This window comes from Paraburkholderia sp. Tr-20389 (assembly GCF_017104565.1).
GTDB lineage: Bacteria > Pseudomonadota > Gammaproteobacteria > Burkholderiales > Burkholderiaceae > Paraburkholderia.
Genome location: NZ_JAAGPD010000025.1, coordinates 58651 through 84273 on the forward strand (window position 1 = coordinate 58651; position 25623 = coordinate 84273).

A 25623-nucleotide genomic window follows, 5' to 3' on the forward strand; every position below is an offset into this window, starting at 1 on the left:
TGTCAGTATGAATGCCCATTCGCAGCGTGCCGAATCCACGCCGGTCGCGCACAAAAGAGAAGATTTCGAATCGAACTCGGGATCGCGTCTGGAGCGGTTGATCTTCAACAATCGACTCTGGATCGTGGCCGTGTGCATCGTCGTGACGGTGCTGCTCGGTTTTCAGGCCGCGAAATCGAATATCAGCGCGAGCTACGAACGCATGATGCCGCAGTCGAGTTCGTTCATTCGCAACTATCTGGCGAACATCGATTCGTTGCGCTCGCTCGGCAATTCGGTGCGTGTCGTCGTCGAGACCCGCAACGGCACGGTCTACGATCCGGCCTATCTGAAGGTGCTCCGCGAAGTCAACGACCGGATCTATCTGCTGCCGGGCGTCGACCGGGCCTTCGTGAAGTCGTTGTGGATGCCCGTCGTGCGTTGGACCGAGGTGACGGAGAACGGCTTCCAGGGCGGTCCCGTCATGCCGGACAACTATGACGGCTCGCAAGCCAGCATCGACAAGCTGCGTCAGAACGTAGCTCGCGCCGGCATCATGGGCTCGCTCGTGGCCGACGATCTGCACTCCAGCACGATCTTCGTGCCGCTGCTCGATCACTATGCGGATACGGGCAAACCACTGGACGCCCGCGCATTGCACGATGCGCTCGAAGGCGTCCGGCACGACTACGCGCGCGACGGCGTCGACATTCACATCATCGGCTTCGCTCAACTGGTCGGGGATCTGATCGAGGGGCTGCTGCAGGTTGCCGTCTACTTTGCCGTTGCAGCGGCGATCGCGATGGCCGTGATCTACGCCTACACGCGCTGCGTGCGCAGTACGGCGCTCGTGATCAGCTGCTCGCTCGTCGCGGTGGTCTGGCAACTCGGCATCGTGCGTTTGCTGGGCATCGACCTCGATCCCTATTCGATTCTGGTGCCGTTCCTGATCTTTGCAATCGGCGTGTCCCACGGCGCGCAGAAGATGAACGGCATCACGCAGGACATCGGGCGGGGCATCGACCAGTACGTCGCGGCGCGCTATACGTTCCGGCGCCTGTTCCTCGCCGGGCTGACGGCGCTGCTGGCCGACGCCGTCGGCTTTGCCGTGCTGATGCTGATCGACATACCCGTCATCCGCGGACTGGCGGTGGCGGCCAGCGTCGGCGTGGCCGTGCTGATCTTCACGAATCTGGTCTTCCTGCCCGTCGCGCTGTCGTACACCGGCGTCAGCGCAGCAGCGGCAGCGCGCAGCCTGCGTGCGGAAGAGCGCCACCCGCTTGCCGCGCTGCTCGTGCCGTTCACCCGGCGTGGTCCTGCATGCGCCGCGATTCTGCTGGCGGGCGCCTTGTGCGCAGGCGGCGTGCTCGTCGCTCAACATCTGAAGATCGGCGACCTCGATCCGGGCGCACCGGAACTGCGTGCCAATTCGCGTTACAACCGCGACAACGCGTATGTCACGAGCCATTACCGTCTGTCGACCGATCAGTTCGCGGTGATCGTCAAGACGCCGCCCGGCGGCATCGCCGACTACAAGACGCTGATGGAAATGGACAACCTTGAGCAGGTGCTGCGAGGCGTCCCTGGCGTGCAGACCACGGTTTCCGTGAGCGGCGTGAGCCGACGGATCACGGCAGCGGATTTCGAAGGCGATCCGCGCTGGATGACGATCAGCCGCGATCCCGCCACCGCTGCCGTCGCGGTGAACGACGCGTACATTGCGAATCCCGAACTCGTCAACGGCGCGCGATCCGTGGCGCCCGTCATCGCCTTCCTGACCGATCACAAGGCGAAAACGCTCGAGCAGGTCGTCAAGGCCGTCGAGGCATTCGGTGCGCAGCACAACGCGCCGAACCGCCAGTTTTTGCCGGCCGCCGGCAGCGCGGGCATCGAGGCGGCGACGAACATCGCCGTCGAGAAGGCCAATCGCACGATGCTGCTGCTCGTCTATGCCGCCGTCGTCGCGCTGTGCTTCGTGACGTTCAGGAACTGGCGCGCGGTGGTCGTCGCGGTGGTGCCGCTCGTGATCACGTCGGTTCTTTGCGAGGCACTGATGGTGGCGCTCGGCATCGGCGTCAAGGTCGCCACGCTGCCCGTCACGGCGCTGGGCGTGGGCATCGGCGTCGACTATGCGCTCTACCTGGTCAGTGTGCAGTTGACGCTGCAACGGCAGGGCGCTTCGCTGGAATCGGCCTACCGCGAAGCCTTGGGCTTCACCGGCAAGGTGATCGCACTGATCGGCGTGACGCTGGCCGTGTCGGTCGTCACGTGGGCCTGGTCCCCTATCAAGTTTCAGGCCGACATGGGCGTGCTGCTGACCTTCATGTTCATCTGGAACATGGTCGGCGCGCTCGTGCTGAGTCCCGCGTTGTCGCACTTTCTGCTTCAGGGCGAGCGGAAGAAGTCGACCGGCGACGCCGACGCGTTGGCGAAACCGTCGCCGGGGTCGTCACGCGTCGCGTAGGCGGGCGATGTTCGGACAGCGATCATCGAGTTCGGGTACATTATCCGGCACCACGATTTCGATGAAACCAGAGGATGCCGCGTTCTCCACGCGGCATCGCTGCCAGCTTCCCCATGTCCAAATACGTCAGTCTTGCCAAATCCTTGACTCTTGCAGCGGTGCTGTCGCTTACCGACACTAAAACGTTTGCGCGCGGCAAAGCCTATTTCCACGACGGCGCGGTATCGCGTCTGGATGCAGATGAATACACCGTTCGTGCGATCGTGCGCGGCACGGAGCCTTACTCCGTCGAAATGAGGTCGGACCACGGTGACCTCGTGTACTACTGCAATTGCCCGGTCGGCCAGACCTCTGCCTTCTGCAAGCATGCGGTAGCCGTCGCGCTTTCGTGGCTCGAGAACTCGGGTGCGGAGGTGTTCCAGCCCGACGAGACGAAGCCGAAAAAACCGCGCAAGAAACGAAAGACTTACGGCGAGATCATCGGCGAGTATGTGGAGACGCTCGACGAACACGAGCTTCGCCGCTGGTTGCTGGATGCCGTCGACCGTGACGTGACGCTGCGCGACAAGCTGCTGTTCGCAGCACGTTCGGCATCCGCCGACGATCTTCCCGCGTTGAAGTCCACCGTCCGGCAGACCACACGCGTCACGGGGGCGCTTTTCTGGCAAGAGGCCCGCGAATACGCCGATGGCCTGTTGTCGCTGGCTGAGATGCTGCGCGTCCAGCTCGATGGCGCTTTCGCCGCGCACGTGATCGAACTCGCGGAGTTGGCAATCGAGGGCGCAGAAACGAGCCTCGAACGAATCGACGATTCCGGCGGCTACGTGCTGCCCGCCATCCATGAGCTGGCTGCCGTCCATCTCGAAGCCTGCGAGCGGATGCGGCCCGATCCCGTCGCGCTTGCGGAGCGGCTCTACCGCTTGCAGATAGAGAGTACGTGGGGCATCTTTTCGGACGTTTTGCCGGCCTATGAGGATTCGTTGGGCGACGCCGGCTTGCGCCGGTATCGTGAACTGGTCTGCAATGACTGGGATACCCTCCCGGCGCTAGGCCCGGGAGAGCGTCCATTCGACAGGCGGCGCACGCGTATTTGGAACGCGATGAGCGCACTCGCCGAACAGGACGGGGACGTCGACGCGCTCATTCGCATCGAGGCCAAAGATTTGACGAGCGAGTATCGGTTCGAGCAGGTCGCGCAGCTATGCAGGCAGCACGGCCGCGAGGAGGAAGCCCTGGCATGGGCGGAGAGGGGTTTAAAGGAATCGCGAGCAAAAACCCACGACGCTTCCCTGCTCGATTTGTGCGTCGACCTATGTTTGAAGCTCGGAAAGCTCGACAAGGCAGATGGCTACGCATGGCGCCGTTTTGAGCAGCGTCCGGCGGCCAATGCTCTACCGGCACTGCTGAAGGCCGCTTCGGCAACCAAACGGCGCGACCAAACGCGGGAACGAGCGCTCGCACACATGTGGGCCATCGTCGAGCGCGAGGAGTCGAAGCCAGGTCGAGGAAGCGACTCCGCATGGCATGTGCCGATGCGTACCGAAATCGTCAGGGTCCACCTCGCCGAACACGAAGACGAGACTGCCTGGCAGGTGTTCACCGGCGGCCCCACCGTGACGGCATTGTGTGCGGAAATGGCTGCCGTTCGCGGCCGTACCCATCCGCGCGATGCCCTCGCGATCTATGCGCGACTGTTGCCCGCCGCGGTGACGCTGGGTTCGTCCGGCGCGAAATATGAAGATGCAGCGAAAATCGTGCGGGCCATCGGCGAACTGCGACTGCGACTCGGCGAACGCGAGCAGTTTGCCGTCGAACTCGATAAAATTCGCGTGGAGTATCGAGCGAAGCGCAATTTCATCAAGCTGCTCGCCGACCTGCGTTGACATAACAAGCATTCACCGCCTCGATTCAGGCACGCAATCGACCATCGCCATGCAAGCGCCCAGCGCAACCGTCCCGATTTCGCTCGTCAACGGCTTCCTTGCCGCCGCCGGTGCGCAACCCGACGTCACGCAGCGCTATCTGGAGCGGGCGGGGATCACGCCCGAACTGCTTCGTGCATCCGGGGCGCGCGTGACGGAAGAACAGTTTTCCACGCTCTATCGCACGCTGGCCATTGAACTCGATGACGAAATGCCCGGCATCTTCAGCCGGCCGCTACGCAGCGGCACGCTGAAATTTCTCTGTCTCAGCTTACTGGACGCACGCAACCTGGAGACGGCGCTGCATCGCTTCGGCCAGTTCATTCACCTCGTGCTCGACGACTTTCGTTTCGAGTCGCGTCGCGACGAGCTGATGGCGCAGGTCGAGCTGCGTCCGAATCCCGCATTCGGAGGCATCAGGCCGCTCGGTCAGGAGTTGATGCTGAAACTCGCGCACGGCGTGTCTTCATGGCTGATCGGCCAGAAAATTCCGCTGTTGCAGGTGGATTTCGCGTTCCCGCAACCGCCGCATGCATTCGATCACCGCTACTTCTTCTCAGGGCCGGTGCGTTTCGGCTGCGACGCCACGCTGATGCGGTTCAGCGCCGCGTTTCTGGACATGCCGATCCGGCAGAGCAAGCGCAACCTGCACAAGTTTCTCGCCCGTTCGCCGGGCGAGTGGATTTTCGAGTCGTTCAGCGAACAGCGGGTCAGTCATCGCGTCCGGCAATACCTCGCGGGCGAGTTGCCCGACCTGCCGACCATCGACGCGGCCGCAAAGAGCCTGCATTGCTCGGTGCGCACGCTGTGCAGGCGGCTGTCGTCGGAAGAAACGACGTTCCAGCTGCTCAAAGACGAACTGCGGCGCGACGTCGCGATCCAGCGTCTGACGGACACGCAGGACGCGATCGCCATCATCGCCGGCGATATCGGATTCGACGATCCGAGCGCGTTCCATCGGGCGTTCCGCCACTGGACGGGCAGCACGCCCGGCACCTATCGGCGGCCCGTTCAGGCGGGGTAAACCCCCGGGTGGCCCCCAGGGTGGGGTGGGCCGTCCCCCCCGTCGAAATGGCCAGATTTGTCAGTACGTGGGCAGGTTTGGACAGTCCAATAATGAGATAAGCCGGTACGATCGTCAGGCAGGTCACCGCTCGGTCTCTCTTCTTTTTCGGGCGTCGTGGCATTGATCCATTGAACGCCTGATTGGAAGAATCACCATGAGTTACATCGCCCCCGTCAAAGACATGCTGTTCGTGCTCGAGGAATTGAGCGGTATCGACGAGATTGCGCAGTTGCCCGGCTTCGAGGAAGCGGGTCTGGAAACGGCACAAGCCGTGCTCGAAGAATCGTCGAAGCTGTGCGGTGAAGTGCTGGCGCCGCTGAACGTCGAAGGCGACCGGAATCCGAGCACGTGGAAAGACGGCAAGGTCACGGCGAGCCCCGGTTTCGCCGACGCCTTCCGCCAGTTTTCCGCGGGCGGCTGGCAGGGCGTGCAGCATCCGGTCGAATACGAAGGCCAGGGCCTGCCGAAGCTGATCGCGACGGCGTGCATCGAAATGCTCAATGCGTCGAACCTGGCGTTCGCGCTGTGTCCTCTGCTGACGGACGGTGCCATCGAGGCGCTGCTCACCGCAGGTAGCGAAGAACTGAAGCAGACCTACGTGCCGCGCCTGATTTCGGGCGAATGGACGGGCACGATGAACCTCACCGAGCCGCAAGCCGGCTCCGATCTCGCGCTGGTGCGCACGCGCGCCGAGCCGCAGGGCGATGGTTCGTACAAGATCTTCGGCACGAAGATCTTCATCACGTGGGGCGAGCACGACATGGCGGACAACATCGTCCATCTGGTGCTGGCGCGCACGCCGGATGCGCCGGAAGGCGTGAAGGGGATCTCGCTGTTCGTCGTGCCCAAGTTCCTCGTGAATGAAGACGGCTCGCTGGGCGAACGCAACGACGTGCACTGCGTGTCGATCGAACACAAGCTCGGCATCAAGGCGAGCCCGACGGCCGTTCTCCAGTTCGGCGACCACGGTGGCGCGATCGGTCAGCTGGTCGGCGAGGAGAATCGCGGCCTCGAATACATGTTCATCATGATGAACGCGGCGCGCTTCGCGGTCGGCATGCAGGGCGTGGCGATTTCGGACCGCGCGTACCAGAAGGCGGTCGCGTACGCGAAAGAGCGCGTGCAGAGCCGTCCCGTCGATGGCTCGGCGAAGCAGGCGGTATCGATCATTCATCACCCGGACGTGCGTCGCATGCTGTCGACGATGCGTGCGCTCACGGAAGGCTCGCGCGCACTCGCGTATGTCGCCGCAGCGCATTGCGACATCGCGCACCATCACGCCGACGAAGCCAAACGCGCCGAGCATCTGGCGATCTACGAATACCTGGTGCCGATCGTGAAGGGCTGGAGCACGGAGCTGTCCATCGACGTGACGAGCCTGGGCGTGCAGGTGCACGGCGGCATGGGCTTCATCGAGGAAACGGGCGCGGCGCAGTACTACCGCGACGCCCGCATCCTGCCGATCTACGAAGGCACGACGGCGATCCAGGCGAACGATCTGGTCGGCCGCAAGACGTTGCGCGACGGCGGCGCGGTCGCGAAGGCGCTGCTCGCGGAGATCGCGCAGACGGTCGAAGCGCTGAAGCAGCAGAAAGGCGCGGCCTTCGCGTCGATGCAGAAGCATCTGTCGCGTGGCCACGATGCGTTGCAATCGACGGTGGCGTTCGTCGTCGCGAATGCGAAGAGCGATCCGAACGCGGTGTTTGCGGGCAGCGTGGCGTATCTGAAGCTCGCGGGGATCGTGCTGGGCGGCTGGCAGATGGCGCGCGCGATGCTCGCCGCGCAGGCAAAGCTCGATAACGATCCGTCGTTCTACGGCGCAAAGCTCGCGACGGCGCAGTTCTTTGCGGAACACGTGCTGCCGCAGGCGGTGGCGCTGGAGGCGTCGATTGTGAGCACGAAGGGCAGTGAAGGCGTGCTGGCGCTGAACGAAGACCAGTTCTAAAAGCGGTTTCCCTTCCTTCCAGCAGCGGGCTTCGACCGAACACGAAGCCCGCTCGCTTCAAATCTTCCTGCACGACGACGGTCACGCCGTCGAAGCTCAAGAGAGCGCGCGCTCACTCCACCTTCGCGCTCAACCCCTTCAAGCCTTTGATCACGACAAGCAACGCGCGGCCGTGCTCTTCCGAGCCGTCCCACGCGTCGACGATCGCGTTGCGCAGCAGTTCGTTATAGCCCCCCGCACGTCCGACGTGCCGCGCTTCCATTCCGTAGAAACTGCATAGCTTATTGAATGACGCGCTGCGGCGTACGCGGCGCCCTTTCGACAGCCGAAGCCTCGATACGGTCGGCTGGCTCACCCCCGAAAGCCTTGCAATTTCACTGGACGAGCGTGTGTCCGCCATTAACCGGCGCAACAGATCCTGCACGGGAAATTCGCTCATCGGGGCTTCCATTCCATGCATTATATCTATACATTAACGCTTGTTGAATGGCTGTCGCCTATTGCCGATGGCTCGCCGGATTGCGAGTCGAAGGCCGTCCCGAGGAAGTTGATGACACTGAAGCACCTACCGCCCACGTTCTGCTGGATCAAGACAGGCACCGAGTCCGGCGAGGAACTCCCCACCATCGTTCTCCAGAAAGAATGGGAGCGGAGGCTGGGCGGCGGGCGCTTTTTGTGGGGCGTGGGTCAGCCGCTCGGGAATAGCGCGCAGGTCGCGGCGCACCGCACGGGTTCGCTGCTCGCGCTGTTTTCGCCGGCGGCCAGCAAGCCCCGTCCCAGCGGACGCAAGCGTGAAGACATGGTGTTGTGGAACGCGTGGATCGACAGCGCGGGCCAGGTGCGGCAGCTTCCGCCGCATGCGTTCATCGTCAGCCGCTCTGTGTTGCCATCGGGGCGTAAGAGGGAGCAGCACTACGCACTGGTGTGCTCGTCACCCACGGAATTGAGCATGGGCACGCGGTTGTACGTCCATCCGGAGCATCTGCGCAGCGTCAGTACGGGCAAGCCGCTCGGTGCCGCGCAAGCGGCGGCTGTGGTCGATTGCATCGCGCGTGCGGGTGAGCTGAGCGGCAAGCGTTATCCCGTTGCGCTATCGGTCGAACTGGAGGCGCCGTACGTGGTGCGCCTCGCGCAGCCCTGCGTGCTCAAGGCGCGTGACTTCGCCGATGTCAACAAGGCCACGCGCGACGGAGACTTCGCCGCTTTCATCGAACTGGTCGGACGTTTGCGCACCCGCCCACCGCAAGAGCGTGTGCGCGGCTTCACGCGCGACCTCTTCGAGATGCCGCCCGTCGAAGCAATGGCCGCATTCAATGCGGCACACGCGCAAGCAGGCTTTCCGGAGAATACGGCCCGGGTCGCGAGCGCATAAAACCTGGGAACACTGACTATGCGGGTTCACGCATAAAAAATGTGCGTGTTTGTTGTCATCCAGACCTGGCGTTTGGCTGCGAGCGGAGAGAAAATCGATAGCGCATCGCAGCGAATCCGTTTCGCACGTTTGGCCTGATCAAAGTCATTGGCGCGCAGACAGCAGCCGGCGCGCAATCCACGCTCTCGCAACCTGAAACCAGATGGAGGAATGCCTATGTCGGCAGTCATGCACTCGCGGCAGGCTGAGGCCGCGAAGCGTTTTGTCGAAGCGACGCGCAACGTCGATCAGGCGTTTCGCGCAGTGCGCCGCGATCCGGAAGAGGGTTCTGCTTCGGACGAACACGCGGCCGCCGTCGCACAACTGGACCGCGCGCTCGACGAACTCGCACGCGCCCAGGCACTGTTCGACTCGGTGGTGCGGATCGACGCGCGGCGGCGCAATTGAATCCGTCGGTCATGGCTTCGCCCGTACGAATGGATTGCTGATCGCGTCACTCTTCGAATCGCACGAGCAATGTCTACTTCAATCGCAAAACTCGATGGTCAGGCGCGGGAACGCCTGATCGCATGGATCCAGCACCGGATGGATGAATTCGGCATCACGGTCGACGCGCTTCAGCGTTCGCTCGCCGAAGATGAGCAAAGCGCGCGCGCCATCCGCTATCAGGATGCAATGGGTCATGTCTGGGACGGACAGGGCGATTTGCCCGAATGGCTGCGCCGCGCAGTCGCGTCCGGCCAGAGCATCGACTTCTTCCGCTGCGAAGGCTAAAGACTGCCTGAGCACTCGCAGTGCGACATCCGCTCGTTATGCTGCGTCGTCGTGACCCTCTTGCGGCACGACCTCCAGGCGGTAACCGACACCGTAAATCGAGCGGATCATGTCGTGATCCGGACGCACGGTTTGCAGCTTGCGCCGCAAATTCTTCACATGCGAATCGACCGTGCGGTCCGCGACCACGCGGTGATCGTCATACAGTTGGCGCAGCAGATGGTCGCGCGAATAGATGCGGCCGGGCGTGGAGTGCAGCAGTGCCAGCAGCCGGATTTCGATCGGCGTGAGATTGAGATCCTTGCCGTCGAGCGACGCAACGTGGCGTTCGAGATCGATTGCCAGACCGCCCGCAACGGGCTCCGCGCCGGCGCGTGTCGCACCGGAGAGCGAATCGATGCGGCGCAGGATCGCCTTCACGCGCGCGACCACTTCGCGCGGACTGAACGGCTTGCACACGTAGTCGTCGGCGCCGAGTTCGAGTCCGAGCAGCCGGTCGATTTCGTCGACGCGCGCCGTCAGGATGATCACGGGCACATCGGAAAACGTACGCAGTTCGCGGCAGATTTCGAGTCCGCCGCGTCCCGGCAGCATCAGATCGAGCAGGATCAGCGAAGGTGGATTCGCGCGAACGGAGGCGATCACGTCGCGGCCGTCCTCGATCACCTGGGTGTTGAAGTTCTCGGCGCGCAGATAGTCGGTCAGCAACGCCGACAGCTTCGGCTCGTCTTCGACGATCAGCACCGAAGCGGGTGAATGGGCAAGTGAATGGTCAGTCATCTTTGGCTTCAAACGTAGCGAACCGGACGGCGATCCACAGTCCTCCGAGCGGCGAGCGCAATGCGTCGATCGTGCCGCCGTGCTGGCTCACGATATGTTTGCACAACGCGAGCCCGAGGCCGGCGCCGCCGCTCTGACGGCTGCGCGACGCATCGACGCGAAACAGCCGGTCGAACAGGTGCGGCAGCAAAGGCTCGGGCACGGCAGGGTGCGAATCCTGCACGTCGATGCGGATTTCACGCTCGTGCTGTGCGACGGCGACGCGAACCTTGCCGCTCTCATCGGTATAGCGCAGCGCGTTTTCGAGCAGGTTCTTCATCAATTGCGTCAAACGGTATGGGTCGCCGAGCATGATCACGCTCGCTTCGCCGATATCCGTTTCCAGCGCGATTTTCTTGTCGGCGAGACGGTCGCGGAACGATTCGGCGGCTGCCTCGACGATGGGCGCCACATCGAGTCGCACTTTCTCGAACGATAGTTCACCGATATCGGCCAGCGACAGTTCGTACAGGTCGTCGATCAACTGGCTCAGCAGCGCGACTTCCGCCTGCAGCGACGCGAGCGTCGTGCGGTCGGGTTTGCGCACGCCGTCTTCGATCGCTTCGAGTTCGCCGCGCAGCACGGCGAGCGGCGTGCGCAATTCGTGCGAAATATCCGCGATGAAGTTGCGGCGCGAGCGTTCCGCGTTGCCGAGCGAGATCGCGAGCCGGTTGAAGTCGGCGGCCAGTTCGTGCAGCTCGTCGCTGCCCGTGTCGGGCACGCGGATCGAATAGTCGCCGCTCGCAAGGCGATGCGTCGCGAGCACGAGGCGCCGCACGGGCGAGAGCAGCACGCGCGCGAGCACGACGGCAACGCACGCGGCCAGCAACGCGGCGAACCCGACGATGATCCACGTCGTGCGAACCTGCTGCGCCTGGAACTGCCGGTCGGCGGAACGAAACATCACTTCCGGTCCGGCGACGATCAACCAGCCGATCACCTTGCCGTCGACGGTCAGTTCCTCGCGCGGCGCATCGGGCGGAGGCGGCGGGCCCTTTTTCAGCACGCTTTGCATGTTCGTGTCGTAGACCCTGAACGGCGGATGACGCTCACGCTGCGCGCCCGGTCCGGATCTATCGTCCGGATTCGGCGGCGCGCCGGGATCGCCGGGCGGCGGCCCCGGATGCGCGGCGTTGCCGGCCGGCGCGTTGTAGGGCGGGGCGGTGTCGGGCGGCGGCGGGCCGTCGCCCGGCCCATTCATATCGGGCGGGCCCGGCGGCATGCCTGCCTCGGCCAGTTCCGGAATTTCCGCTGTCGCGGTGACGGGGTCTTTGGCGAAATCCCAGCTTCGATGCTTCGCCCACGCGGCTTCGAGCTTCTGCTTCAGCTGCGCGGAGTGCGACTGGGACTGGTGCTGCAGGTAGCCGAGGAAGCCCTGTTCGAAGCTCCAGCGAACGGCGAAGCCCATCGTGACGGCCACCAGAATGCAGGCCGCCGATATCGCGACGAAGAGCTTCGACGTGATGCCGACTCTCATGGCGCGTCCCCACGGCGGCCATTTTTCATGCTTCACACCCTGTTTTCCCTGTCGACCAGATCTGGCGCGGCGACCGAGGCCGGCGCCCGCAAGCTGGCTGCTGTCAATTTAGCTGTCGATTTGCTGTCACGGCGCTATTGTGACGCGGCGCGGCGCAAGCGTGGACGACCGTTCGGTAATCTCCACACATTCTCCTTAATTTTCACCGTCTTGCCTGCACAGTTGCTCACTATCATGGGATCCGTTCAAATGGAAGAAGGGCGGGGACCCATCATGACCATCCATCTGCTCGTCGTCGAGCCGAATCAGGAGAGCCGCGACACGCTGCGCTCGCATGTGCAGCAGCACAAGATCGAGATGTCCGTCCTGTACAACACGGAGTCGCTCGAAAGGCGTCTCGAACTGGAAGTGCCGTCGCTGATCGTCATGCGCCATGGCCTGCCCGAAGTGGATGGACTGGCTGCGCTGCGGCGCGTGCGTTCGCTGGGCTACGATCTGCCCGTGATCATCGTGAGCCGCTCCGACGATGTCGTCGACAAAGTGCTCGCGTTCGAACTCGGCGCGAATGACTATGTGGTCGATCCGCACGATCCGCGCGAGCTGATCGCGCGGGTTCGCAATGCGTTGCGTTCGGGTCCGCCGTCGCATGTGCCGTTGCACGTCGAGCGCAATCCGATCTCGTTCGACGACTTCGAAGTCGACATCGCCGACCGCGTGCTCACGCGTGGCGGCGTGGAAGTGCCGCTGCGCAGCACCGAATTCGCGTTGCTCGTGGTGCTCGCATCGCACCCGATGAAAGTCTTGTCGCGCGTACGTATTCTCAACATGCTGCGCCGCCATTGCAGCGTGACGGAACGCGGGCTCGATGTGGTTGTGTTCAGACTGCGCGCCGCGCTGAAGCTGTCCCCGACGGGTCGTCAATACATCAAGACGCTGCGCGGCGAGGGTTATATGTTCGCGCCCGACGAGGCGCTGCCGCGGAACGGCGCATCGGACGGCCGTGACGATGGCCAGGAAGGCAACGACGATGCGCACATGCTCGGCGTTGCAGCGCCTATCGTGGCGGATGAGCGCATGCGTTTCGAGAGCGCGGCGCGGCTTGCCTTGTAGCACGCGCAGCGAGTTCTGTTCGCGGCGTTTTGCCGGTACATATTAAATAGCCCGCTTGAACAGCGGGCTTTTTGCATTGCTGGAACTCAGAACGACGTGCCGATCTGAAACTGGAACACCTGGTAGTTGTCGTTCGCATGCCGGACGATAGGAAAGCCCAGCGAGAGCTTCAGCGGACCGATAGGCGAAATCCATTCGAGGCCTGCGCCATAGCTGTATCGCAAGCCGTTCGCGCCCGTGCTGCTGCCTTCGTTGCCCCACACGTTGCCCGCATCGAGGAAAGTGAAGACGCGCAGCGTACGGTCCCAGCCGCTGCCAGGCAGCGGGAAAGTCATTTCGATGTTGGCGACCACCATCTTCGAGCCGCCGATCGAATCTCCCGTCGACGAATCGCGCGGCCCCAGCGAACTCGATTCATAACCGCGCACCGAACCGATACCGCCCGCATAGTAGTTCTTGAAGATCGGATAGGCCTTGCCAGCAAAACCATTGCCGTAGCCGGCCTGCAGATTGAGGCCGAGAATGAAGCCGCGTGCGAACGAGTAGTAATACTGGCTTTGCACATCGGCCTTGTAGTACTCGGTTTCGCCCGCCGGCGTGCCGACTTCGCCGTTGGCCTGCAGCATGTAACCGCGACTCGGCACCAGCACGCTGTCACGCGCGTCGCGCGACCAGGCCGCCGTAATCGGCACGTTGTTGACGACGCGGCCGAATTCTTTCACATAGTCGAGATAGGCTTGCGGCGTCGACGAATCGGTATTGAAGCGATCCTGCTCGATACCGAGCCCGAAGTAGACGGTATCGATCTCCGAAAACGGAATGCCGAACTTCAGGTCCGCGCCGAGCGAGACGATACGAAAGCTCTCGTCGTTGCTGTAGTACAGCGGATAACTCGTGCGGTAATAGACATCCGAAATGCGCTTGATGCCGTCGACGGTGAAGTACGGATCGGTCTGCGTCACCGAAATCGTGCGATACGTCTTCGCCGTATTCACGTTGACGGCGAGACTCGTGCCCGAGCCGAACACGTTGTCCTGCGAAACGCCCGCCGACAGCACCACCTTGTCCGACGAAGAAAAACCCGCGCCGAGCGTGATCGCGCCGGTCGGTTTTTCCGTGACCTTGACGTCGACATCGACCTGATCGTCGGAACCCGGCACGGGCACCGTCGTCACGTCGACGTCGGTGAAATAGCCCAGCCGGTTGACGCGATCTTTCGACAGCGTGAGCCGGTTCGAGTCGAACCACGAGCTTTCGAGCTGGCGCATTTCGCGGCGGATCACTTCGTCGCGCGTGCGCGTGTTGCCTTCCACGTTCACGTGCCGCACATACACGCGCTTGCCGGGATCGACCTGCAACGTGAGGTCGACGGTGTGCTTGTCCTGATCGATCTGCGGTAGCGCGTTGACGGTCGCGAACGCATAGCCATATTCGCCGAGCCGGTCGACGACCGCTTTCGTCGTCGCCTTGAGCCGCTCTTCCGAGAACTTTTCGCCGGGCTTGATGCTGACGAGCCCTTTCAATTCGGCTTCGCGATTGAGCAGATTGCCGGCGAGACGAATGCCCGTGATCGTGTACGGCTCGCCTTCATGCAGGTTGAGCGTCAGATACATCTCCTTCTTGTCGGGCGTCAGCGAGACCTGCGTGGACTCGACCCTGAACTCCAGATAACCGCGATTCAGATAGTACGATCGCAGCCGGTCGAGATCGGCCGTCAGCTTCTCTTTCGCGTAGAGATCGTTCTTCGTGTACCAGGAGAACCAGTTCGGCGTCGACAGTTCCATCTCGTCGCGCAGCGTGCTTTCCGAGAACACGTGATTGCCGATGAAATTGATCTGCCGGATCTTCGCGTTCGGACCTTCGATCACCGAGAACAGGACCGACACGCGTCCGCTGTCGATCGGCGTGGTGGTGGTCTGCACTTCGGCGGCGTAGTAGCCGCGCGTCAGGTACTGGCGCTTCAACTCCTGCTCGGCCTTGTCGATGAGCGCCTTGTCGAACGGACGGCCGCGCGACAGACCGACGGCACGCAGCGCCTTCGTCAGATTGTCCTTCTCGAACTCGTGAATGCCGGCGAAGTCGATGTCCGAGATCGCGGGCCGCTCGACCACGCGAACCACGACGACGTCGCCGTCCAGCGATACGTTGACGTCGTTGAAGAGGCCCGTATCGTAGATGGCGCGCACGGCCTGCGATGCCTTGTCGTCGGTGAAGACTTCGCCGCGCTTGATGGGCAGATTGGCGAGCAGCGTGCCTGGCTCGATGCGCTTCAGGCCTTCGAGCCGGATGTCCTTGACGGTGACGGACTCATCGGCGTGGGCTAGCGAGGGTGTCAGTGTCGTTGCATAGACCGTGATCGCACTGGCGAGACAGATAGTTGATGCTCTTTGTTTCATCGAAGATCTTGTTGTGAACCCGCTCGAGTAGCGACAGGTTTCGATGCGCGCGTGGGCGAACCGGACGCGACCGACTGTTGAAAGCCGCGAGTATAGGAACGGGCCCCTTGCTCGGGGTTACGCCAAACTTTCCGAATATTTGTTGCTTCGTGAAAGGAAAGGCGCAATACCCTGCGCAGACGCGCGATGCACTGGCGATGCCGTGCAAATGCGGAAAGGTGGCGCTAAGAATCGGTAGGGTCGCGGTAACGCGTTGAAGGCAGTGGTGGCGGTATCGTGCGGTCTCTACCAACCTTCGCCTCCTCGCCATGCTCGAACATATCGATCCCGCCGTACTGGTTGCTGTGTTGCGCGCCAGTTCCTCGCCGTTGTTCTCTGCCTGGATGGCCAGGGCCGCTTCATACGAGCCGTGGTTAGAAGACACGCGCACGCAGCGTCATGGCGAAGCGAACGTGCAAACCGCTCAGAGCGAGGTGCGCCATGTCTGAGAACACCACCCACGTCGTCGATTCGATCACCGATCTTCAATTGACGGAGGACGGCCGCTATCTGCTGCTTCACGGCAATCAGCCCATGACGGCCATCCATCGTTCCGTGCTGGATCATTTGCTGGTCGCGCTGCCGAATGCGATCGAGCAATCGGACCGCGTGATCACGAGAAACGACCACACCGCTTTCGCGTATCAGAGCTACGGCTGGGAGATCGGGCGGCTCAACGGCACGGAAGTCGCCGTGATCCGCTTCAGGCTTGCGGGAAATATGGGCCTGTCGTTCTCGTTGCCGCTGGAGCAGATCCCGCCTCTGATCGAAGCGTTGACGGGCGTTGCCGCGTCGGCGGGTGGCGCCGTTGCTCAAGTCAAGAGCGACGCCGTGACGTTGCAGTAAGACGCTCTGGACGCCTCTTCATTCGGGCTCGCGTCCGCCCGTCAATCAGACGCCACGATTTCGCTTTGATATTCCGCCGAGAAGTCCAGGGCCTCGCGATCAGGCCCATTGCCGCATTGGTGTTCTGCCTGCTGGCGCCGATGCCTGTTTACGCGCAACTCGCCGGCGACGCGGCCAGCGCCGAACGTCTGTCCGATGAATGGAGCTTGCGGCTCGCGCCTCAACTCGTCGACACGCCGAATCCGCCGAACGCAAAACCCGCGACGATCGCACTGGGCGACAGCGCGACGGGCACCGTCGACACCGACATATCGCTGAAGGGCGCCGCCGAATTGCGCCGCTACGGATTCGTCGTGAAAGGCGACGCGCTGCATTACGACGCCGATCGCGATACGGCCGATGCGTATGGACGCGTCAGGATCGTATCGAAAGGAGACGTATTCGACGGGCCTTACAGCCAGTTGCGAGTGGACGCCAATGAAGGTTTCATCGCGCAGCCGAAGTATCGCTTCTATCTGAACGGCGGCTGGGGCAGCGGCGCGCGCGCGGACCTGCTCGACAACGAACGGTCGAAGATCGTCGACGGCACGTACAGCACATGTGCGTGCGAGAACCCCGCGTGGTACATCCACGCATCCCAGTTCACGATGGACAGCGGCGCAGACGAAGGCGTCGCGTACAACGGCGTCCTGTTCTTTCAGGATGTGCCAATACTCGCGAGCCCGTGGCTGTCGTTTCCGCTCGACGGAGCGCGCCGCAGCGGACTGCTGTCGCCCACGTGGTCGATGAGTTCGAAGAACGGTGTGGACATTACCGTTCCCTACTACTTCAACATTGCACCGAACTACGACCTGACGATCGCGCCGCGTTACATGTCGAAGCGCGGTGAAATGCTGAGCGCCGACTATCGGTATCTGACGGGCGCGTCGGCCGGTTCGCTTTCCATCTCGTGGCTGCCGGACGACATGATCACGCATGAGCGCCGCTATTCGATCTCGCTCGATCACGTCTGGAATATCGGCTCCGGCTTCAGCGCGTACGTGAACTACAACCGTGTGTCGGATGCGAACGTGTCGACCGATCTCGGTTCGGGCAGTGCATTTCCGACCAGTTCCACCACGCTCTATCAGCAGGAAGCGGGCATCAGATACAACAATGGGCCGTGGTCGGTGCTTGCACGCGAGCAGCACTGGCAGTCGTTTTCCAGCGATACGACGTACAACCGCGAGCCGCAGGTCAACGTGCATTACAACCGTTACGACGTCGGTGGCTTCGACTATGGATTCGAGGCGGACGCCACGCGCTTCACGCTGTCATCGGACGATGCGACGCAAGGCACGCGCTTCGTGTTCAATCCTTTCGTCAGCTATCCGATCGTGCGGCCCGGCTGGTTCTTCACGCCGACCATCAAATGGCATTTCGCCTCGTACGATCTGTCGTCGATTGCATCCGATGCGCCGGCGGGCCAGCCGCGCAACGTGAACGTGAGCATTCCGACGCTCACGCTGGATTCGGGTATGACATTCGAGCGCGCGGTCCGCATCTTTGGAACGTCGTATATCCAGACGCTGGAGCCACGGCTGTTCTATGTCTATACGCCTTACCGCAACCAGACCTACGTGCCGCTGTTCGACACGACGGAAGCCGACTTCGGTCTGGGCGAACTGTTTCGCGACAATGCGTTTGTCGGCAACGACCGCGTGTCCGACGCGAATCGCGTCACGGCCGCATTGACGTCGCGCTTCATCGATGCGGCGACGGGCGACGAGCGTGCGCGCTTCGTCATTGCACAGCGTTACGATTTCGTTCAGCCACGCGTCACCCTCTACGACACGGAAAGCACGGCGAACGTCGCGCGAACCAGCCTGATACTCGGCAGTTCGGTGAAGGTAGGCCCTGGAACGAACATCGAGAACGCGCTGCAATACAGCCAGGCGAACAACTATCTGACGCAAGGGTCGATCGGTCTTGCGTGGTCGCCCTCGACGGCTCATGTGTTCAATATTGCCTACCGTTACACGCGCGCCAACACGACGCTGGATTATCAGCCCGTGAACCAGATCATCGTATCGGGGCAGTGGCCGTTGGCGAAGAACGTGGCCAGCGTCGCGCGCGTCAACTACGACATGAGCACGCACCGTCTGATCGCGGGCCTGCTCGGGCTGCAATACGACGCGCAATGCTGGTCGCTTGCATTGGCCTTTGAAAAGTATACGAACGCGACGAGCAGTACTTCGGAGCCGAGCACGGGTACGCGCGTAATGATGCAGCTTCAGTTGAAAGGACTGTCGCGCAGCGATCGCGGTCTGCTCGATCAGTTCAAGGCCGACGTGCCCGGCTATTCGTCGACGCCTGCCGACGACGCGCCTGTTTCGCGCTTCAGCGACTATCAATGAATGTGCGTGGAGCCGGGAAATATTGTGTAACGAGCGGGCCCGATTCAAGGCCAGTTCGGCACGCGAAATTGATGCAGTATGCGGTACCTTTCAGAGACGTCGATTCGCCACGCAAGTCGTCGTCTGCCTGACAGCGTTCAATCCATGAAGCGTCTTTTGATGGAAGCGAATCTGCGCTACGACAACGGCGAAGCCACGCGTACGGGTTGAACATGCACGGCACGCTCACGTTTGAACCGATGCTTTCAAATTCTTTATCGCGTAAGGCACGTGTACGTTTCGACGCGCGTTTACGCGTGCCGAAAAGGCCTCTGGACACGCGCTGCCTGGTGGGTAATGACCGGAAAGTTTTCGCCAATCTAACGTGACAGGGCCAAACCTATAATGCGCTGCGATCGCATCACAAGCGTCAGATTCACGTCATTCATCGAGAGCAACAGCCATGCAGCACGCTAACGAGCCGGTTTTGAGCGTAGCGGTGACGTCGTCACCCGCGTTGGGCGACTCGCTGCTGCTGATGACCGTCGCGCGCAATCTGCAATTGAGCGGCAAGCGTGTCACCGTGTTCAGCGGCCACATGGACGCGTTGCGCGAATGGTTTCCGGCCATGGACATTCGGCCTGCCTTGAACGACGACGATGCCGACTCGCTGCTGCGTCAGTTCGATACCGTCATCCAGCTTCACGCGGATCGTCCCGTGCCGCGTCTCGCTCAGCGCCATCCGGCTGCGATCGTGCTCGAGCATCTGTGCCGTGCGCCATCGCCTGAAGCCATGGCGGCGCGTCTCACACACTTTTGCCGCGAGTCGCTGCATCTGCGGCACGCGCAGATGGACAACGGTCTCTCGGTGCCCGCAGGTCTGATCCATCGCAAGCATGCGTTGCGTGTCGCGATTCATCCGACGGCCAGCACGGCCGACAAGCGCTGGCTCGCGCCGCGTTTCCTAAGCCTTGCGCGCCAGTTGAAGTCGAGGGGTTTCGATCCGCATTTCATCGTGACGGATGAAGAGCGTGCCGACTGGGAACATGTGCAAAAGTATGGCATCGGCCTGCCGCGCCTCGGTTCGCTCGACAACGTCGCTGCATGGCTCGTCGAATGCGGCTGGTTCATCGGCAACGATTCGGGCATCGGCCATCTCGCGTCGTGTCTCCAGGTGCCGACCTTGTCGCTGTTCATGCGCAAAGGGATCGCGCGGACCTGGCGGCCGGGTTGGGGCGCGGGCAAGGTGCTGGTCGGCGGCGCGTGGCTGCCGACGGGCCGGCTCAAGGAGCGCTGCTGGAAATACGCGCTGTCGGTGAGCCAGGTGCTGCGCGCATTCGAGCAGCTTCGACGCGAGGCAGCCTGACGTGGACGCAAAGTTGCCTGCCGGTGTGCGCATCGCGTCGATCAGACGTGTCGCGTTCATGATGTCGAATGCGATCGGCGATTCGCTGATCTCGATGGTGATCGTGCAGAACCTGCGTGCGAGCGGCATCGCCGTATGCGTGTTCGGCACGCCGGTCCACGCGCTGCGTCACTGGTTTCCTCATGTCGAGATTCATCCGCTGCCGAACGAGGCGGATTGCGCCGCGCTGCTCGAACCGTTCGATGCCGTCGTGCAGATGCACAGGCATCAACCGTTTCCGCAGCTGGCCAGCGCGCATCCGCATGTGATCGATCTGCACGATGTCGAATACGGAGACTGGACCGGCTGCATGGCGGAGCGTTTTGCGCAGTTCAGCCGCACGTATTTCGGCGCGACGGGAAGCACGACGGACAACGGCATCGTTGCACCCGCGACGCTCAAGCACCGGCGGCATCGGCATCGCGTCGTCATTCATCCGGAAGCGAGCACGGACGACAAGCGCTGGTCGCCAGCGCGTTTCATCGCGCTGGCCAAGCGCCTGCAAGCGCTCGGCTATGAAGTGTGTTTCGTGATCGCGCCCAATGAGCGCGATCGTTGGCGCGACCTCGAACAGCGCGGTATCGCGGCGCCGCAGTTCGACGATCTTCACGCGCTCGCATGCCGGCTCTATGAATCGGGCTGGTTCATCGGCAATGACTCGGGCATCGGCCATCTGGCGTCGAATCTGTCGATTCCGACCATCAGTCTGTTCAGGCGGCGCGCCGTGGCCGAGCGCTGGCGGCCTGCGTGGGGCACCGTGCGCGTCGTGCTGCCGCGGCAATGGATTCCCACCGCGCGGCTCAAGGAAAAGTTCTGGCGCGAGGCGCTGACGTGTCAACGCGTTGTCACTGTATTCAGGCAATTGGCGGAGCAGGCCTAAAGAACGCGCGATGTGTCCTGACATCGAAAGCGCGATGACTTGCCAGTGTCATTTGGTGAAGCTCGAAAAAGAAGCATGAAAATCGGATTGTCGTGCAATGCACTGAAGTACAGTGGGGGCCTTGAGCGCTATGCGATCGAGGTGACGCGGGGACTCGTCGCAGCCGGGATCAAGCTGGCCGTGTTCGGCCGTGCGTTCGATCCCAAGTTGCCGGAAAGCCGGCTCGTCGAGCCGCACCGGATCAACGTTTCGTTTCTGCCGGGCAAATGGCGCGACGAATGGTTTTCGCGCCGCCTGAGCGCGATGCGGCGCGACGCGAAAGTGGACGTGCTGATCGGCTGCAATCGCGTCGAAGCGTCGGAGATTGCAATTTGCGGCGGCACGCATCTGGGTTTTCTCAGCGCGACGGGGCGCCGTCCGTCGTTCTTCGACCGCAGACAGATCGCGCTGGAGCGCCGTCAATATCGGCGCGCGCGCTTCGTCGTCGCGCATTCGCCGCAGATGCGCGACGAACTGAGGCATCTGTATGGCGTCGATGATGCCAAGATCCGCGTGCTGTATCCGCCCGTCGACAATGGCCGCTTTTCTCCCGTCGCCGGCGATGAGCGCCGCGCGTTGCGCAAACGTTTTGGCTTCGCCGACGACGAAGTCGTCTTGCTGTTTCCGTCGAGCAGTCACGAACGCAAGGGTTTGCCGCTGATCGAAGAGGCGCTGCGCGATCTCGATCTGCCCGTCGTCGTGGCCGTGGCGGGGCGTCCGCCTGAGCGCACGTCGAAGCGGCTGCGCTACATCGGCTATGTGAATACGATCGAAGAAGGCTACCGCGCGGCGGACTATACGATCCTCGCGTCGAGCTACGAGCCGTTCGGCCTCGTCGGCGTGGAGTCGGTGATGTGCGGCACGCCGGTGATTCTGTCGTCGAACATCGGCTGCCACGACGTGATCGCGCCGGAAGCCAAGCTCGTGTTCAAGCCAAACGATGTCGACAGCTTGCGCCGCGTGCTGGCTCAGGCGGTGTCGGACGCACGCGGCGAGCGGCCGCCGATGCCGGCGTTTTCGCGCGACGCCGTGCTGTACGATCCGGGCCTCGGCCGTCACGTGACGGATCTGCTCGATCTGGCGGATCAGGCGTGCGGGTGGCCGTGACATGCGGGCGGCACGCGCATGCGCGTTGCGCCGCTAAACGTGTCCTCAAACGTGTCCTCAAACGTGCCCCCAAACGTGCCCCGGCGTGCTTAAGCGCCCCGGCGTGCAGGCGGTGACATGCGCAGGCTGCGCAGCGTCAGCACGATGAGCGCACCCATCACGACGGCCGTGAACAGATAGAGACCGGCCGGCCCAACGAAGGCCATCATCGCCGACGCGAGCGTCGGGCCGCCGCTCGCGCCGAGTGAAAAGATCAACAGCAGCCCGGCGCTGACGGCGATGCGCTCGCCGGCGGGAATGCAGTCGTTCACGTAGGACGTGACGACGCCATACATCGAGAACGCGACGGCGACGTACAAATAGCCGAGCACTTCGATCAGCACGCCGTCGCGCAACAGGAACAGCAACACGCTCAGTGAACCCGCGAGCGCGGCGAGGCATAGTTGCACCTTGCGCCGGTCGAACAGATCGGCGAGGCGCGCGACGGGCCATTGCGGCACGAGTGCCGCGAGCAGCGCAAAGCCCATGAAGTGCGACACGTCCGGCACCGAATAGCCGACGCGCCGCATGAAGACCGGCTGCATCGTGTAGAACGCGCTGTTGAGCAGGCCCGCCGCGAGGCACGCGACGACACCGAGGGGCGCCCAGCGGTAGATGGTCTGCAAGCCCGACAGTCCGCGCGCAAGCCGCGAGCGGCCCGAGGCGCTCGCGTGCGTGTCATGCGCGGCGACGGGACCGGGCGCCGTGCCCGCGAGTGCAACGGGAATCAGCGATGCGGTGAACAACGCGGCAACGGCGCTGAAAAGCTCGAAGCTCGCCGGGTCTGCGAGACCGATCAGAAACTGGCCGACGCCGACGCCGAGATAGTTCGTGATCAGATAGGCGGAGAACACGCGTCCGCGCTGCGCGTTGCTCGCCACCTGATGCAGCCAGCTTTCGACCACCGTGAAGATGCCCACGAGGCAAAAGCCGGTGATGAAGCGCAACGCCGCCCATATCGAGGCCGCGTCCCACACCGCGTAGCCGAGCGCGCAACACGCGGAGGCCGCCGCGAACGTGACGAACGCGCGATGATGACCGACGCGGCCGATCAGCGAACCGCCATACAGCGCGCCCACCATGAAGCCGACGTAATACGAGGACTGCACGAAGCCGACGACGATCGACGGCGCCTGCTGCTGGATGAGCCGCAGCGAGATCAGCGTGCCGAGCAGGCCGTTGCCTGTGATGAGAATCGCATAGCCGAGCAGCAGAATCGCGGTGGCCTGCAGGCTGCTGAAGGGCGGTGGCGGCGCGGGAACGGGCTGAGCGGGAGCGGCGAGCGATGGACCGCTTTCGACGAAATCGGCGAGCGGTTGCGTGTCGTGCAGAGAGAATGCGCCGCAGGGCGGGGTCGCCTGATCGTGTGCCTGTTTCATTCGTACTCGATGTGGTTCGTCTCGCGCGGCACCGGATAGCGACGTGTTGCGGGTTCGTCTTGTCGAATGTAGCGGGCTGCGATGCGGCGGGTGCAGCAAGAATACGACATCGGCTTGCGGTAAAACGACTTTCTTTAGCGGGCCTTGCGCGGCGTCACGTGCGCGATGCGGTCAGCGCGATGCGCGTGACGGCGCTAACATGAACGCTCGCCGCGGCCTGGGTCTGCGCCGGTCCGCGCCGAGTGTGCACAGCGATCGTCCTGAAAGGAGCCGCCGATCATGCCCAAGCACGTGAGCACCGAATTGCTGGACATCGCCTATGAGGAAACGGGCGACCCACGAGGTTGGCCCGTCGTCCTGCTGCACGGCTTTCCGTACGACGTTCACGCATACGACGAGGTCGCGCCGATTCTCGCCGGGCAGGGCGCGCGCGTGATCGTGCCGTATCTGCGCGGCTATGGGCCGACGCGCTTCCTGTCCGCCGATACGCCGCGCTCCGGCCAGCAGGCCGCGCTGGGCGCCGACCTGCTCGCGCTGCTCGACGCGTTGCACATCGAACGCGCGCTGCTGGGCGGGTACGACTGGGGCGGGCGCGCCGCGTGCATCGTCGCTGCTCTGTATCCGCAGCGTGTGCAAGCGCTCGTGACGGTCAATGGCTACAACATCCAGGACATCGCAGCATCGGCAAAACCGGCGTTGCCGGAAAACGAACTGCGCCACTGGTACCAGTACTATTTTCACGGCGAGCGCGGCCGCGCCGGTCTCACCGAAAACCGCCGTGCATTGTGCCGTCTGCTTTGGTCGCTCTGGTCGCCGACCTGGCAATTCGACGACGCGTGTTACGCGCGCACGGCGGCATCGTTCGATCACCCCGATTTCGTCGACGTGGTGATTCATTCATATCGGCATCGCTACGCGCTGGTGGCGGGCGATCCGCGTTACGACGCGCTGGAACGGCAGCTTGCCGCGCAGCCGCCCATCTCCGTGCCCACCATCTCGATCGACGGCAGCGCGGACGGTGTGATGGCGATCGGCGGAACGGCGCATCATGCGTCGCATTTCACGGGGCCGTACGAACACCGCGTGATCGACAACGCCGGCCACAATCCGCCGCAGGAAACGCCCGCCGCCTTCGCCGACGCATTGCTTGCCGTGCGAACGCGTGCATGACGGCGCGTGTCCACGTGGCCGCTTATGACGCGTCCGCGTGCGCCGTGTGGTAAGTTTTGACGGTTCAATTCCGTACAGAAGAGCGTTGCTTATGAAAGTCGCCGTGATGGGCGCGGGCGCGGTGGGCTGCTATTACGGCGGCATGCTGGCGCGCGCGGGGCATGAAGTGGTATTGATCGGACGTCCGCAACACGTTGAGGCCATCGAGCGCCGCGGCCTGCGGCTCGAAACGCAATCATTCGACGAACACATCCGGCTTGCGGCGAGCACGCAAGCGAGTGCGGTGCAGGGCGCGAAGCTCGTGCTGTTCTGCGTGAAATCGACGGATACCGAAAGCGCGGCGCTGGAAATCAAGCCCTTTCTTGCGCCCGATACATTGGTGCTGTCGCTGCAGAACGGCGTCGAAAACGCGGATGAAGTGCGCACGCTCGTGCCGCAGGAAGTGGCGGCCGCCGTCGTCTATGTCGCGACGGAAATGGCCGGGCCGGGGCACGTGCGCCATCACGGCCGCGGCGAACTTGTGATCGAGCCGTCCAAAGCCAGTGCGGAAGTCGCACAGACGCTGATCGCAGCAGGTGTGCCCACGCAAATCTCCGACAACGTGCGCGGCGCGTTGTGGGCGAAGCTGATCCTCAATTGCGCTTACAACGCGTTGTCGGCTATCACGCAGTTGCCGTACGGACGGCTCGTGCAAGGCGAAGGCGTGACGACCGTGATGCGCGATATCGTCGACGAGTGTCTGGCCGTTGCGAAGGCCGATGGCGTCACGATTACAGGCGACGTCGACAAGGCCGTGCGCATGATCGCGGAGACGATGCCGGGACAGTATTCATCGACGGCACAGGATCTGTCGCGCGGCAAGCGCAGTGAGATCGATCACCTGAATGGCCTGATCGTGAGGCGCGGCGAAGCGCTCGGCGTGGTGACGCCGTCGAATCGTTTGCTGCATACGCTCGTCAAGCTGATCGAGAGCAAGTAGAAAACGCCGGCGCCGCGCGTACGCGCTGCATGCGCGCGGCA

General features: G+C 63.0%; 21 protein-coding genes. 16 read left to right on the forward strand and 5 right to left on the reverse strand.

The window, feature by feature from the left end:
- Nucleotides 1-7 precede the first annotated feature (7 nt).
- The 4 genes from G3N95_RS22070 (at nt 8) to G3N95_RS22085 (ending at nt 7376) form a co-directional block, all read left to right on the forward strand.
- Nucleotides 8-2443, forward strand: coding sequence for an MMPL family transporter (locus G3N95_RS22070; RefSeq protein WP_205972193.1), 2436 nt, complete (start codon nt 8-10; stop codon nt 2441-2443).
- Nucleotides 2444-2556: 113 nt separating this feature from the next.
- Nucleotides 2557-4326, forward strand: coding sequence for a DUF6880 family protein (locus tag G3N95_RS22075; protein WP_205972194.1), 1770 nt, complete (start codon nt 2557-2559; stop codon nt 4324-4326).
- Nucleotides 4327-4375: 49 nt separating this feature from the next.
- Nucleotides 4376-5389: an AraC family transcriptional regulator gene (locus G3N95_RS22080; protein WP_205972195.1), complete on the forward strand. Its 1014-nt coding sequence runs from the start codon at nt 4376-4378 to the stop codon at nt 5387-5389.
- 196 nt (nt 5390-5585) lie between these two features.
- A complete protein-coding gene (locus G3N95_RS22085) occupies nt 5586-7376 on the forward strand; it encodes an acyl-CoA dehydrogenase (RefSeq protein ID WP_205972196.1) in 1791 nt (596 codons plus the stop codon).
- A gap of 112 nt (nt 7377-7488) precedes the next feature.
- On the opposite strand, the gene G3N95_RS22090 is transcribed toward G3N95_RS22085, so the two are convergent.
- The gene (locus G3N95_RS22090) at nt 7489-7827 is read right to left on the reverse strand and encodes a helix-turn-helix transcriptional regulator (RefSeq protein WP_205972197.1); all 339 of its coding nucleotides are present in this window, start codon (nt 7825-7827) and stop codon (nt 7489-7491) included.
- A 99-nt stretch (nt 7828-7926) separates the two neighbouring features.
- Between G3N95_RS22090 and G3N95_RS22095 the strand changes: the two genes are divergently transcribed.
- The 3 genes from G3N95_RS22095 to G3N95_RS22105 all read left to right on the forward strand — a co-directional run bounded on the left by G3N95_RS22095 (nt 7927) and on the right by G3N95_RS22105 (nt 9522).
- A complete protein-coding gene (locus tag G3N95_RS22095) occupies nt 7927-8748 on the forward strand; it encodes a hypothetical protein (protein ID WP_205972198.1) in 822 nt (273 codons plus the stop codon).
- Nucleotides 8749-8964: 216 nt separating this feature from the next.
- Nucleotides 8965-9195 (forward strand): hypothetical protein, encoded by a 231-nt coding sequence (locus G3N95_RS22100; protein ID WP_205972199.1) that lies wholly within the window; start codon nt 8965-8967, stop codon nt 9193-9195.
- A 69-nt stretch (nt 9196-9264) separates the two neighbouring features.
- Nucleotides 9265-9522: an H-NS family nucleoid-associated regulatory protein gene (locus tag G3N95_RS22105; RefSeq protein ID WP_205972200.1), complete on the forward strand. Its 258-nt coding sequence runs from the start codon at nt 9265-9267 to the stop codon at nt 9520-9522.
- 36 nt (nt 9523-9558) lie between these two features.
- Here G3N95_RS22105 and G3N95_RS22110 read toward each other — a convergent pair whose 3' ends face one another.
- Entirely contained in the window at nt 9559-10302 is a 744-nt protein-coding gene (locus G3N95_RS22110; protein ID WP_205972201.1) for a response regulator, read from the reverse strand.
- Nucleotides 10295-11818 carry an ATP-binding protein gene (locus tag G3N95_RS22115; RefSeq protein ID WP_205972202.1) on the reverse strand — a complete coding sequence of 508 codons (1524 nt, stop codon included), beginning with the start codon at nt 11816-11818 and terminating at the stop codon, nt 10295-10297. Before G3N95_RS22115 ends, G3N95_RS22110 begins: the two co-directional genes overlap by 8 nt.
- 273 nt (nt 11819-12091) lie before the next feature.
- Between G3N95_RS22115 and G3N95_RS22120 the strand changes: the two genes are divergently transcribed.
- Entirely contained in the window at nt 12092-12928 is an 837-nt protein-coding gene (locus G3N95_RS22120; protein ID WP_205972203.1) for a response regulator transcription factor, read from the forward strand.
- Between the two features lie 86 nt (nt 12929-13014).
- Here the strand turns inward: G3N95_RS22120 and bamA are convergent, their stop codons facing one another.
- Nucleotides 13015-15324, reverse strand: a complete 2310-nt coding sequence (bamA, locus tag G3N95_RS22125) for an outer membrane protein assembly factor BamA (RefSeq protein ID WP_205972204.1) — start codon at nt 15322-15324, stop codon at nt 13015-13017.
- Between the two features lie 308 nt (nt 15325-15632).
- Here bamA and G3N95_RS22130 point away from each other — a divergent pair, with 308 nt between their 5' ends.
- From G3N95_RS22130 to G3N95_RS22155, 6 genes are all read left to right on the forward strand, one after another.
- Nucleotides 15633-15812 carry a hypothetical protein gene (locus G3N95_RS22130; protein ID WP_205972205.1) on the forward strand — a complete coding sequence of 60 codons (180 nt, stop codon included), beginning with the start codon at nt 15633-15635 and terminating at the stop codon, nt 15810-15812.
- Nucleotides 15805-16209: a hypothetical protein gene (locus G3N95_RS22135; RefSeq protein ID WP_205972206.1), complete on the forward strand. Its 405-nt coding sequence runs from the start codon at nt 15805-15807 to the stop codon at nt 16207-16209. Before G3N95_RS22130 ends, G3N95_RS22135 begins: the two co-directional genes overlap by 8 nt.
- A gap of 140 nt (nt 16210-16349) precedes the next feature.
- Nucleotides 16350-18605: an LPS-assembly protein LptD gene (locus G3N95_RS22140; RefSeq protein ID WP_241018813.1), complete on the forward strand. Its 2256-nt coding sequence runs from the start codon at nt 16350-16352 to the stop codon at nt 18603-18605.
- A gap of 442 nt (nt 18606-19047) precedes the next feature.
- Nucleotides 19048-19950 carry a glycosyltransferase family 9 protein gene (locus G3N95_RS22145; RefSeq protein WP_205972207.1) on the forward strand — a complete coding sequence of 301 codons (903 nt, stop codon included), beginning with the start codon at nt 19048-19050 and terminating at the stop codon, nt 19948-19950.
- Nucleotide 19951: 1 nt separating this feature from the next.
- A complete protein-coding gene (locus tag G3N95_RS22150; RefSeq protein WP_205972208.1) occupies nt 19952-20869 on the forward strand; it encodes a glycosyltransferase family 9 protein in 918 nt (305 codons plus the stop codon).
- Between the two features lie 75 nt (nt 20870-20944).
- Nucleotides 20945-22015: a glycosyltransferase family 4 protein gene (locus tag G3N95_RS22155; RefSeq protein WP_205972209.1), complete on the forward strand. Its 1071-nt coding sequence runs from the start codon at nt 20945-20947 to the stop codon at nt 22013-22015.
- 89 nt (nt 22016-22104) lie between these two features.
- Here the strand turns inward: G3N95_RS22155 and G3N95_RS22160 are convergent, their stop codons facing one another.
- Nucleotides 22105-23433: an MFS transporter gene (locus tag G3N95_RS22160; protein ID WP_205972210.1), complete on the reverse strand. Its 1329-nt coding sequence runs from the start codon at nt 23431-23433 to the stop codon at nt 22105-22107.
- A 279-nt stretch (nt 23434-23712) separates the two neighbouring features.
- On the opposite strand from G3N95_RS22160, the gene G3N95_RS22165 reads away from it, so the two are divergent.
- A complete protein-coding gene (locus G3N95_RS22165; protein WP_205972211.1) occupies nt 23713-24603 on the forward strand; it encodes an alpha/beta hydrolase in 891 nt (296 codons plus the stop codon).
- A gap of 91 nt (nt 24604-24694) precedes the next feature.
- On the forward strand, nt 24695-25582 hold the full coding sequence (locus G3N95_RS22170) for a 2-dehydropantoate 2-reductase (protein WP_205972212.1): 888 nt from the start codon (nt 24695-24697) through the stop codon (nt 25580-25582).
- Nucleotides 25583-25623 lie beyond the last annotated feature (41 nt).

Bases quoted from the DNA above. Each gene is read 5' to 3' on its own strand.
- G3N95_RS22120 (WP_205972203.1), top strand. From the start codon at position 12,092: ATGACCATCCATCTGCTCGTCGTCGAGCCGAATCAGGAGAGCCGCGAC.
- G3N95_RS22100 (WP_205972199.1), top strand. From the start codon at position 8,965: ATGTCGGCAGTCATGCACTCGCGGCAGGCTGAGGCCGCGAAGCGTTTT.
- G3N95_RS22155 (WP_205972209.1), top strand. From the start codon at position 20,945: ATGAAAATCGGATTGTCGTGCAATGCACTGAAGTACAGTGGGGGCCTT.
- G3N95_RS22170 (WP_205972212.1), top strand. From the start codon at position 24,695: ATGAAAGTCGCCGTGATGGGCGCGGGCGCGGTGGGCTGCTATTACGGC.
- G3N95_RS22135 (WP_205972206.1), top strand. From the start codon at position 15,805: ATGTCTGAGAACACCACCCACGTCGTCGATTCGATCACCGATCTTCAA.
- G3N95_RS22075 (WP_205972194.1), top strand. From the start codon at position 2,557: ATGTCCAAATACGTCAGTCTTGCCAAATCCTTGACTCTTGCAGCGGTG.
- G3N95_RS22160 (WP_205972210.1), bottom strand. From the start codon at position 23,433: ATGAAACAGGCACACGATCAGGCGACCCCGCCCTGCGGCGCATTCTCT.
- G3N95_RS22095 (WP_205972198.1), top strand. From the start codon at position 7,927: ATGACACTGAAGCACCTACCGCCCACGTTCTGCTGGATCAAGACAGGC.
- G3N95_RS22130 (WP_205972205.1), top strand. From the start codon at position 15,633: ATGCTCGAACATATCGATCCCGCCGTACTGGTTGCTGTGTTGCGCGCC.
- G3N95_RS22140 (WP_241018813.1), top strand. From the start codon at position 16,350: ATGCCTGTTTACGCGCAACTCGCCGGCGACGCGGCCAGCGCCGAACGT.
- G3N95_RS22115 (WP_205972202.1), bottom strand. From the start codon at position 11,818: ATGAGAGTCGGCATCACGTCGAAGCTCTTCGTCGCGATATCGGCGGCC.
- G3N95_RS22110 (WP_205972201.1), bottom strand. From the start codon at position 10,302: ATGACTGACCATTCACTTGCCCATTCACCCGCTTCGGTGCTGATCGTC.
- G3N95_RS22145 (WP_205972207.1), top strand. From the start codon at position 19,048: ATGCAGCACGCTAACGAGCCGGTTTTGAGCGTAGCGGTGACGTCGTCA.
- G3N95_RS22090 (WP_205972197.1), bottom strand. From the start codon at position 7,827: ATGGAAGCCCCGATGAGCGAATTTCCCGTGCAGGATCTGTTGCGCCGG.
- G3N95_RS22085 (WP_205972196.1), top strand. From the start codon at position 5,586: ATGAGTTACATCGCCCCCGTCAAAGACATGCTGTTCGTGCTCGAGGAA.
- G3N95_RS22070 (WP_205972193.1), top strand. From the start codon at position 8: ATGAATGCCCATTCGCAGCGTGCCGAATCCACGCCGGTCGCGCACAAA.
- G3N95_RS22080 (WP_205972195.1), top strand. From the start codon at position 4,376: ATGCAAGCGCCCAGCGCAACCGTCCCGATTTCGCTCGTCAACGGCTTC.
- bamA (WP_205972204.1), bottom strand. From the start codon at position 15,324: ATGAAACAAAGAGCATCAACTATCTGTCTCGCCAGTGCGATCACGGTC.
- G3N95_RS22105 (WP_205972200.1), top strand. From the start codon at position 9,265: ATGTCTACTTCAATCGCAAAACTCGATGGTCAGGCGCGGGAACGCCTG.
- G3N95_RS22165 (WP_205972211.1), top strand. From the start codon at position 23,713: ATGCCCAAGCACGTGAGCACCGAATTGCTGGACATCGCCTATGAGGAA.